The organism is Alkalibacillus haloalkaliphilus C5 (assembly GCF_000269905.1).
GTDB classification, from domain to species: Bacteria; Bacillota; Bacilli; order Bacillales; family Alkalibacillaceae; genus Alkalibacillus; species Alkalibacillus haloalkaliphilus_A.
Genome location: NZ_AKIF01000100.1, coordinates 1 through 10,881 on the forward strand (window position 1 = coordinate 1; position 10,881 = coordinate 10,881).

Annotated in this window: 10 protein-coding genes; 7 read left to right on the forward strand and 3 right to left on the reverse strand. The window is 35.4% G+C overall.

Features of this window, described 5'->3' with window-relative positions:
* From queE to A194_RS19440, 5 genes are all read left to right on the forward strand, one after another.
* Window positions 1-562 (forward strand): 7-carboxy-7-deazaguanine synthase QueE (queE, locus tag A194_RS0110800; protein WP_017186862.1); only part of this gene is annotated, 562 nt, incomplete at its 5' end.
* Window positions 563-697: 135 nt separating this feature from the next.
* On the forward strand, window positions 698-1,783 hold the full coding sequence (locus A194_RS18195) for a GerAB/ArcD/ProY family transporter (protein ID WP_017186863.1): 1,086 nt from the start codon (window positions 698-700) through the stop codon (window positions 1,781-1,783).
* Window positions 1,780-3,222, forward strand: coding sequence for a spore germination protein (locus A194_RS18200; RefSeq protein WP_017186864.1), 1,443 nt, complete (start codon window positions 1,780-1,782; stop codon window positions 3,220-3,222). Before A194_RS18195 ends, A194_RS18200 begins: the two co-directional genes overlap by 4 nt.
* Complete coding sequence (locus A194_RS0110815; protein ID WP_017186865.1) at window positions 3,219-4,346, forward strand: Ger(x)C family spore germination protein; 1,128 nt, start codon at window positions 3,219-3,221, stop codon at window positions 4,344-4,346. Before A194_RS18200 ends, A194_RS0110815 begins: the two co-directional genes overlap by 4 nt.
* 308 nt (window positions 4,347-4,654) lie before the next feature.
* Complete coding sequence (locus tag A194_RS19440) at window positions 4,655-6,505, forward strand: EAL domain-containing protein (RefSeq protein WP_237718762.1); 1,851 nt, start codon at window positions 4,655-4,657, stop codon at window positions 6,503-6,505.
* A gap of 34 nt (window positions 6,506-6,539) precedes the next feature.
* On the opposite strand, the gene A194_RS0110825 is transcribed toward A194_RS19440, so the two are convergent.
* Complete coding sequence (locus tag A194_RS0110825; RefSeq protein ID WP_017186868.1) at window positions 6,540-6,821, reverse strand: hypothetical protein; 282 nt, start codon at window positions 6,819-6,821, stop codon at window positions 6,540-6,542.
* 214 nt (window positions 6,822-7,035) lie between these two features.
* On the opposite strand from A194_RS0110825, the gene A194_RS0110830 reads away from it, so the two are divergent.
* Both A194_RS0110830 and A194_RS0110835 read left to right on the forward strand, forming a co-directional pair.
* Window positions 7,036-7,320: a DUF3219 family protein gene (locus tag A194_RS0110830; protein ID WP_017186869.1), complete on the forward strand. Its 285-nt coding sequence runs from the start codon at window positions 7,036-7,038 to the stop codon at window positions 7,318-7,320.
* Window positions 7,321-7,409: 89 nt separating this feature from the next.
* Window positions 7,410-9,014, forward strand: coding sequence for an alkaline phosphatase family protein (locus A194_RS0110835; protein WP_017186870.1), 1,605 nt, complete (start codon window positions 7,410-7,412; stop codon window positions 9,012-9,014).
* Window positions 9,015-9,110: 96 nt separating this feature from the next.
* Here the strand turns inward: A194_RS0110835 and A194_RS0110840 are convergent, their stop codons facing one another.
* Both A194_RS0110840 and A194_RS20310 read right to left on the reverse strand, forming a co-directional pair.
* Window positions 9,111-10,226: an MGDG synthase family glycosyltransferase gene (locus tag A194_RS0110840; RefSeq protein WP_017186871.1), complete on the reverse strand. Its 1,116-nt coding sequence runs from the start codon at window positions 10,224-10,226 to the stop codon at window positions 9,111-9,113.
* Window positions 10,227-10,687: 461 nt separating this feature from the next.
* Window positions 10,688-10,881 (reverse strand): hypothetical protein (locus tag A194_RS20310; protein ID WP_029425190.1); only part of this gene is annotated, 194 nt, incomplete at its 5' end.

Genomic DNA, 10,881 nt, shown 5'->3' on the forward strand with positions numbered 1-10,881 from the left:
AATGACAGCTGAAGAAGTTTGGAGAAGACTTAAAGCAATCGGTGGAGATCGTTTTAATCACGTGACGATTTCAGGTGGTAACCCTGCTTTATTGAAAAATTTAAATGAGTTAATTAGCCTACTAAAGCAAAATGAAATCGAAGTTGCTTTAGAAACACAAGGAAGTCGTTGGCAAGATTGGTTTACACAAATCGATGACTTGACGATTTCTCCAAAGCCACCAAGTTCAAATATGAACACAGACTTTGCCATACTAGATCGCATTATTCATAATCTAACAGAATTAAATCGATTAGAACAAACGAGTTTGAAAGTCGTTATATTTGATGAAGCGGATTATCAATACGCAAAAGGGGTTAAAGAGCGTTATCCTCAAATTCCACTTTACCTTCAAGTAGGAAACCGTGATGTTCACGGTGAAGACATTGACAATTTAACGAGTACTTTACTTAACCAATATGAACAATTAATTGATCGAGTTGTACAAGATGATGAACTCAATAACGTTCGTGTTTTACCTCAACTTCATACATTAGTTTGGGGCAATAAGCGAGGCGTTTAACTAATATGAGAATGGGTTTTCTTTTACGAGAAAATCCATTCTTTTTTTTATTTTCCTATTATTAGTCGGTCTGCGTATAAATGCCATCATAACGTCTAATTCTAAACTTAGGGTCATATTTAGAAGGTGAACTAAATGAAAAATGAGCGGATCAATTTTATTTATGCTTTATTGCTGCTTGTGACATCAGTGGGTCTCTTGAATCACGTTATTATGATTCCAGCATTATATGAAGCAGCAGGACGAGATGCATGGCTTAGTATTATCGGAACTTTTATTGCGTTAATTCCATGGGTATATATCATTCCATATATTGCGAAGAAAACGAACCAAGAACACATTATTAAATGGATGCAAGATCGAATATCGAAGTGGATTGTATATCCGATTGTTGCCTTTATAAGTCTATTTTTATTACTGACGACGATCGTGACGCTATATGATTTAACGATTTGGACGAGTATTACGTATTTACCGAATACGCCAAAATTGATATTACTTATAATGTTTCTGTTCATTTGTTTATATTTAGCTTCAATGAGTATTCGAACGATTGTAATAGTTAATACTATATTACTTCCAATCATTATTTTTTTAGGGTTCTTCGTTGCAACATCAAACTTGCAAAATAAAAATTATTCTCTGTTATTCCCGGTTTTAATTGATGGGTTCCATCCTATGTTAATGGGGATGATCTTTACAACAGCTTGTATGGTAGAAGTCTTTATTATTGTTTTTATCCAACATAGAATTAAGACGAAAATTCGTTATAGTGGTATTTTAATTACGACAGCTGTCTTAATGATGCTCGGATTAGGTCCAGTTATGGGAGGAATTGCGGCTTTTGGACCTGAAGTTGCGATGAAACAACGCTTTCCTGCTTATTCACAATGGCAACTAGTTACGATTGGACGATACATTGAGCATTTAGATTTTTTCTCAGTTTATCAATGGTTATCGGGTGGGTTAATCAGGATCTCGTTAAGTTTATTTATGTTAATGGAGATATTACGTATTAATCAAGTTAAAAAGCGAAAAATTATATTACCGATTATTTGTTTATTTGTGTTGACAATTACAATGCTACCGATTAATGACATGCTTTTTGTCTCTTTTTTAAAAAATTTTTATTTACCATTTAACTTAATCTTTATTACGACATTATCATTTGTTCTCCTAATCATTGTGATGATTAAAGGAAAGGGGAAGGGATCTTCATGAATTCACAGCTTGATTCCCAAAAACTTAAAGACCTCTTCAAAGATTCTGAAGACGTACAAACTTATGACCTAACCATTAAAGGAAATAAATTATTGTTTATTTATTGTGAAGGTTTATGTGACGAACAGTTTTTAAATGAAGAGTTTCTTCCGACAATAAAAAGTCATTTTATAGACTCGCCATTTAAAACAGCTACTGAAGCAATTGAAAATTTTCATAAAATGTCTCACAAACGTGTAGATAAGGAAGAAGATATAATAGAAAAAGTATATTCTGGTGAGCTTATAATCCACTTGTATGAAAATCAAATAAACTATCTATATGATTTAGCTAGTCCTCCTGCAAGGCAAACAGAGGAAACAAGTGCTGAAGTAACAGTAAGAGGTCCACGTGATGGCTTTGTTGAATCAATGGAAATTAATGTAGCACTAATTCGAAAACGGCTTAAAACTAATTCGTTAGTTTATGAAACGTTTACGGTCGGTGAACGTTCTAAAACACCAGTTGGGTTATTATTTGTCAATGATATAGCACGTGAAGAAACGATTAACCACATTAGGTCGTTACTTAAAAACTTAGATATTGATGCTTTAGTGAATACGAATCAATTGGAAGAGCTTATTCATGAAACGCCATTACGAATATTGCCTATGTATCATTATACGGGTCGACCAGATTTTGCGGTCACAAGTTTGTTAATGGGTCGTTTTGTGTTGTTCATTGATGGCTCTCCAGTAGCCCTTACAGCACCTGTAAACTTACCTTATATTTTAAAAACTGGTGAAGACCAAGTTTATCCGTGGTTTTTTAACTCGTTTGAACGTCTTATGCGATTAGCTGGGTTAATCATCGGAATTTTGTTACCTGGCTTTTGGGTTGCGCTTGCAGCTTTTCACCAAGACCAAATCCCATTAGTCTTCTTATCAAGTGCTTCACAAGCGAGGCAAGGAGTTCCGCTCCCAACACCTGTAGAAGCTTTGTTGCTCGTTTTATTGTTTGATTTGTTAAAAGAAGCCGGTTTGAGACTCCCATTTAATGTTGGTCAAATCCTTGGTGTCGTTGGTGGATTAATTATTGGTGATGCTGCAATTCGTGCAGGGATTACAAGTCCAGCAAATGTAGTAATGGTAGCTACTTCTACTGTTGCAACATTTACAATCGCTAATCAATCATTGTCTGGTGTCGTCAGTTTATTACGGATTTTTGTGTTAGTGATTGCTTCTTTTACTGGTTTATATGGCTTTTTTGTTGCTAGTTTCTTACTTTTAATTTATATGGCAAACTTGAGGTCATTTAATATGCCATATTTAGCACCCATTGCACCATTTAACTTAAGAGGTGCAGTAAAAGCTGTTATTCATCCACCAGAAAAGTTAAAAAAGAATAGGCCGACGATGTTAGATGTAAAGGATGCGGATCGAGGGAATACACCAGAATGAATAAGCGATTATTAATTGTAATGTTATTAGTTTTGTTGTCAGGGTGTTGGGATTCGGATGAAATTGAAGATATGTATTATTTGCATTCGATTGGATTAGATTATCAAGACGATCAGTATGAAATCTATGCACAAGTCTTTAACTTTCAAGCCTTACCCAGTGCTGGCGGTGATCAAGGTGGAGAAGGGTTACAAGCTATTGTCGGAAAAGGGCAAGGCGAAACAATTGTCGATGCTGTACATGACTTGTATCCTGCAGCACAGCGTCGAATGTTTTGGGGCCATTTATCAAGTATCGTTTTTACGGAAGAAGCATTAAATAACGATATTGAAGGGGCACTTGATGTATTATCACGTTTCTACGAAATAAGACCGAACTTATGGATGTTTGCTACAGAAGAACCATTAGAAGTATTATTAAATACATTTCCGATTATGGATTTAAATGTTATTTTCTCATATTTTGGAGATCCGAAAGAGAGCCATGCTCAAAGTTCTTATATAAGTCCGATAATATATAATGAGTTCAATGCTAATCGTAATGAACCAGGGCGTACAGTGTTGTTACCGGTTATTGGTATAGAAGATGACCGTTGGGTTGATGAGAAAGGGGCGAAAAGAAACTTATCAGTCAACGCTGTTTCGTTAGTTCAAGGTAAACAGTACTACGGCATTTTAAAAGATGACGAAATGTTAGGTGTCAGGTGGATTCAAGAAGAGACAAGAAGAAGTCCGATTGTCGTTTACAATGACGATTTAGAACCGAGCGGGTTAGCTGTTTTTAGAGTGAAAGAAGTTAAAATGGTTCCGAATGAGAATGCTCAGCCTGTTACTTTTAATATTGAGATAGAAGTAGAAGGCAGGTTGATCGAAATGTTGAATGATGTTACAGAAGAACAAATACTTGCTTCTGCTGAAAGGACTATAAAAGAAAACGTTCGAAATACATTTAACAAAGCATTGGAATTAGAAGCTGATGTGTATAGTTTTTCTTATGAATTATTTAGGCAAAACCCTCGAAAATGGAAGGACATAGATGAGGACATTGAACTAGGTGAAGATACACTACAAGAAATTAAAGTGGATGTACATTTAAGAGACTCAGGTGTAGAAAGAATCCCATAATAAAGAGTTAGACTAAATGCTAAATATAAGAAGGATTTGTCCGATATAATGGTTAAGCTACTAATAAATGGTGGCTTAACTTTTTTATTAATCCAAAGAGTTTCCCTCTTTAATAATGAGGGTATAAGGTCCTGAAGAGATTTACAGGAATTATTATACTAAAAATGCAGCTGTTTGATGTGTTTAAGGAGTGGCATAATGAGTGATCAAGTATTTGAGCGACAAGATTTTTTGTCTGCTATAAAGAATGAAGAATTTAAGTTGGCCTATCAGCACAAATCAGTTTAACAACAGGAGAAGTTGTTGGGATCGAAGCATTACTTCGTTGGGAACATCCTACAAAAGGTTGGGTTTCACCGGCGGACTTCATTCCTATGGCCGAAAAAACGGGTGCGATTACTGATATCACGAAATGGGTACTAAAAGAGTCATGTAAACAAAATAAACAGTGGCATGACGAAGGCTTACAAAAAGCGGTCATCTCTGTTAATATTTCACCACTTGATTTTGAACAAAATGAACTTTACGAAATCATTATGGATACATTGGAAGAAACTGGACTTTCAGCACATTATTTAGAACTTGAAATTACCGAAAACGCCGTAATGAGTGATGTTTCAAACGTAATATATACATTGAAAAAAATCTCAAATACAGGTGTGAGAGTAGCGATTGATGATTTCGGTAAAGGAAATTCAACTTTAGTTTATATGCGTGATTTACCGATTACGACAGTAAAGTTAGATCGTTCTTTTATGAGTGATATTCCTTACAGTCATAAAGACTCAACAATCGTTAAAAACATTATTCAAATGTGTCACAACTTAGATTTGCAAATTATAGCTGAAGGTGTTGAGACTGAAGAAGTTGTTACTTTTTTAGCGTTGCATCATTGCTCAATAGCACAAGGGTTCGTGTTTAGTAAACCAATGTTATCAAATGAATTCGAAGCAAATATAACACACTATGAATCTAAAGCGATCGAAATGATTTACCGATTGGAAGAGAAGGTGAACTTAAGGTCAGCACAAATACACGACCATCGCTTTAAGTCGTTGTTTGAACAAAACCCAGACTTAGTCTGTTCGTTTAGCTTGACTGGTAAAATATTAAGTGTAAATCCAGCTGTGGCAAAAATACTAGGCTTCGAACAACATGAAGTCTTGAATAAAGAACTCGATGTACACGTCCACCCAGATGATGCTGAGAGAACGAGGGAACATTTTGAAACAGTTGTATTGGGTGGAGAACCAGACCCAGTTGATATTCAACTCATTCATAAAGAAGGTGGTTACGTTTCATGTAATGTCAATTGCTTTCCAATGCGTTTAGGAGAGCGAGTTGTTGGTGTATATAGTGTCATTAAAGATATGACAAAACAAAAAAGCCTAGAGAAAGCTTTAATTGATAGTGAACAAAAATACCGATTGATTACTGAAAACATGTCTGATTTCTTGGTCTCTGTAAGTAGTGAAGGAATCATTGAATATGCATCAACGTCTAATAATAAACTGCTCGGTTATGACCGTTCTCAAATGGAAGGGCAATTAATTTTTAATTTTATTGCTAAAAAAGATATTGAACATGTGCAAGAAGAATTTAAATATCTTTTTAAAATGAAAGAGTCCCGTTATGTTGAAGCAAGACTGAAGGATGCTAAAGGTAAAGAAATCTGGGTAGAGGCCCATGGCAACCCCGTATTAAATAAAGATGGTTCTATCTCACACATTATTATCGTTTCTCGTGACATTACGAGGAGAAAGAAAGCAGAACTGGAACTAAAACAACTACAACGAGACTTGAAAAATACATTAAGTCAACAACAAGGTATGACACTTAAGTTTATTAAAACGAGTCGTGGATATGTTCATACATTGTGTGAAGGAGAATTAGTTCGAAAGCTCGGTTTAACCCCTAATGATGTTGTTGGGCAAACGTTATATGATTTTGTTCCGACTAAACAAGCTAAAGCAAAGGAAAAATACTATACTCAAGCTTGGGAAGGTCAAGATGCGAGTTATGAAGCTGAGTTTAATGGTATATACTACATTGCGAAGTTAAGGCCAATTATTGAGAATGGTGAAGTGATTGAAGTGATTGGTTCTTGTGTGGATATAACAGAGAAAAAAGCGTTAGAAGATGAATTAAGTCATTATTAAGAGGTTGAAAGAGGCTGTTAAGATCAGCCTCTTTTTAAGTCGCTCTTATCATTCGATTTGCCCTAATGACCAGTGGAAAAGCAGCGATAATACAGCCTAAAGGTACAATGATATTAACAAATGACGCTACACTTTCATCAGTGAAAATGAGTGAATTAGGTAACGTAAACGCAAATAGGACACCTGCAATTAAAGGTGTGATCGATAATGCATGGACAAGAGTTGGGTTGTGTGGTGGTCGGATAAACAGAATGATCGTAACTGAAAAGATGACAAGTAATAAAATAATAAGAGCTAGCCAACCAATCGTCGTCATAATCATCAATCCTTTCAATAATTTGGTAAAAAGGAAATTTAATACTATTGTATAGCAATAGTAATGAATTATCCACCAACACTTCTAAAATAAAGATGTTAGACAGAATGTGCTCAAATCGTCATTGTTGAAAATGAACAAGATTTATTGAATTATTAAGGTAAAGAAAACCCTTCAGCAGTTAGCTGGAGGTTTATTTTATAGGAGGGTTTATATGAACATTTATATAAATGGTTATTTAATAACAACAGAGGATTTTGAGTCTAGTCAAATTTATATTGCCGCTGAAGTAAAACGGTTAATAAAGTTTAGTTTTAAAGTGAAACACGAAGATTATCATGATGTGACAACGCTACTGTATAAAAATGATTTCCGAGTATCAGTACCAGATGTGCAAATAAACATGGAAGCAACAATATACAATTACTCGACGTCGTTCACAAATTTATATAAAGAAGGGTCTGTAGGTGATTTTTATTTAATGCTAGTAGAAATATAATCAGCTTGAATAAGAGTAGTCCTATTAAATAAGGGAAAAATACTGTTTAACCCCAACAATAAAGCAGTGTACTAGAGAGGCTGATCAAAGTGAACAGATCCTTTATTATTTTTCACTTATTAGTGTTGTTTAGTTTTACAATGTCAGGTTGTCAAAATGATCAATCTTCTGAGAATGAGAAGTACCAAGAACAAGTGGATAGTTCATTTTCTGATAAAAAGGTCGTCATGGTTATGATTGATTCGATGATGGATCATACTTTAAATCATGTTATTGAAGAAGGAGAAGCGCCTGCTCTTCAATTTTTAACAGAAAATGGTCAATATTATCCAGACTTAATTTCGCCAGCTCCGAGCATGTCAGTTACAATAGAAAGTTCTATACTGACAGGGGAAATGCCTGATCAACATCGAGTCCCTGGCCTTTCTTGGTATAACGAGGAAGAAGATCGTATCGTAAACTACGGGACGACATGGCAGTTTTGGGTGAAAAATGACTTTTCACAATCCGCTTATGATGTCTTATATAATTTAAATAATGAGCATTTAAGTGAAGATGTCACGACAATCTTTGAAGAGTTAGATGAAGAAGGGTTAACTACAGGCTCTATTAATTCGATTGTTTATCGTGGTCACCATCCTCATCAACTAAACGTTCCTTTACATTTGGATGAAGTGTCGGATTTACCTGAAACAATTGAAACAAAAGGGCCTAATGTTCTAGCCCTAGGACGTGTTACGAACCCAGAGATTTTAGAAGATGAAGAAGAATTATCGGATGGGTTGCTTAACCGTATTGGATTGCAAGATCAATATTCAATGGAAGTTGTTCAACAATTAATCGAACAAGATGACCAGCCAGACTTCTTATTCATATTTTTCCCAGAAAATGACCGAGAAACGCATAAGAACAGTCCAAGGTATACTGATGGACTTCAAAGTGCAGAAGATTATTTGCAAGATATATTAAACAGCTATGATAGCTGGGATGAAGCATTAGATGAAAATATTTTCATCGTATTTGGTGACCATGGACAAGACCAAATGCTAGAAAAAGAAGAAGACATCGCGATTGATCTAGAAAGATTGTATGCTGATTATAGTGTTGCTGAATTAGGTGAATCGGTCAGTCAAAGTGATATTGCGTTTGGGGTTAATCAGCGCTCGGTTTATGTGTATGATGTGCATAATGCTGGTCTTCTTCCTGAATTGGCAGAACACGCTTTACAAGAGCCCAAAATTGATTTAGCTGCTTGGCAAGAAGGTGATGAGGTTCAAGTAATCAGTCCAAACCATGAAGGTTCGCTACGTTTTAAGAAGGACGGTGAATGGCTTGACCCTTATAATAAACATTGGTCGATTGTAGGGAATGGGGATATTTTAGATTTAGAAATGAGTGAAGATGAAGTTACGTATTCTGATTATCCTGATGTTCTTAACCATTTAAGTACTGCCTTAAATAGCCATGACACACCTAAACTTATATTAGCTGCTAAACCAGGACATTCTTTTCGAACAGAAGGTATTACCATTCACGAAGATGGTGGAGAACATGGTGGGCTTCATAAAAATGACCTTATGGCTTCAATGATTATATCTGGTACAGAACAAACCCCCGAATATATTCGTATGGTTGATTTGAAGGATTATGTTTTACAGCTGTTGACAGAAGACACAGAACCGGTTGATGAATAAGGATTGCACGAAAAACCTCCCCATTTTTAGAAGTGGGGAGGTTGTTTTGATTCTAGAATACATTTTAAATAAATCAAATAAACAATTGAATCAAGCTTATTGATATAGAAACTCTACAATGTTTTTTACACTTCTTTGAGGATCCATTTTTTGTTGGAATTGTTCCATTTTCTGGCGTATCGTGTTGAGGTCTTCTGGTTCATAAAGTAGTTTGTAAATATAATCATCGATCATATAGTCATCTGATAATTTTATGGCTAAATCATGCTTGACGAAGAACTCGCAATTCTCTTCTTCATGTCCGAAAAGTGGTTGGTATATAAGTAAAGGAACCCCTTTGAAGATCGCCTCAAAACACGTTAATCCACCCGGCTTTGTAATGAGTAAATCAGAAGCTTCCATCCACTTGTCGACATTATCGATGTAGCCTAAGATATGAATGTTTGAATGTTGGAAATCCTCATTGTTCAACAGAGAATTCTTTAATTTATCATTTTTCCCTGTACAAATGACGATCTGTAGTTTTTCTTTCCATTTTGATACGGTTTTTGCGATTTCCGGAATACCGCCTAAGCCTAATCCACCGCCCATAATGAGAGCGGTTGGTAGCTCCTTTAGGTTCAAATCTTTTCTAACCTGATGCTTGTTTTCATTGGCAGAAAATCTAGGGTCAACAGGAATTCCTGTCACTATAATACGATCTGATTGTATTCCCATCTTCATCATTTGATCCTTCACATCTTGATTTGGCACAATATAAAGGTCAACTTCAGGTTGAACCCAAATCCCATGTGCATAGCAGTCTGTTAAAATGGTACATTGTTTAACTTTAAAGCCTAATCTTTTTTTTCTTGCAACCGTCGAGCTGCAAAATGGATGTGTACAAATGACTAGATCTGGCTTATATTGTTCAAGAACATCTTCAATTTTACGATGAAATAGTTGATATATAAAATTTTGTAATGACACAGATACAGGTTGATGCTGTTGAAAATGATAAAGCTTTCGCCATAAAGCGGGTAACTGAGTGCTCAACCTCTGATAGGAGTGGACAAACACAGAAGTAATAAATGGTTTCAGTACGTTTCCTAATTCCATAATTTTTATATCGATTGAAGAATCATACATAGAAATTCTTTGCGCGATTCCTTCAGCGACCTTTGTGTGACCTAATCCAAATGGTTCTGACAAGATAAGGATTTTCTTCTGCATGGTTATTCCCTCATTATAATGTATTACCCTTAGAATGCACCATTTAGTGTGTGACTACTCATATACTATAAAACAACTCCCCTATAGATATCATAGGTATTAGTTTAAATTAGGTAATGTGGGGTTTAATGAAATTTTTTCATTAGTATAGATAAATTTTATAAAATGATACGCAACTTTTTAGGTTGTCAATCGACTAAACTGTGAATCCATTAACAGGAGGGGAGAGCGTGTTCAAACAAAACGAACAGCAAGCAACTTAAAGAAGAGTTTATCGACTTAGCTAAAAAAGTTGTAACTCAATAAAGCGATCCCTCAGCATAATAGCTGAGGGACATTTAATTTAAAACGGATTCGTCGGTCGCCCAATGTAAGGATGTTTGATGAAATGCCTAATCGAAATGGTTCTGGTATCTTTCTACTGCATAACTTTTAAAAACTAATTTTGTTTTCTAATTACATTACTGTTCACAACCTATCTCAAAATCAACCAATCCATTGTCAAGTTCTCTTCCTTCGGCAACCATAGCTTGACTAGGTTCAAGCTCTATAGTACCGCTGGCATATAAACCATCTCCACTTAGGCTAACTTCAGATAGTTCGTGCTCTACAGCAGTGAAAGATTCATCTTCTTCCATGAATATTAGCCCCACAT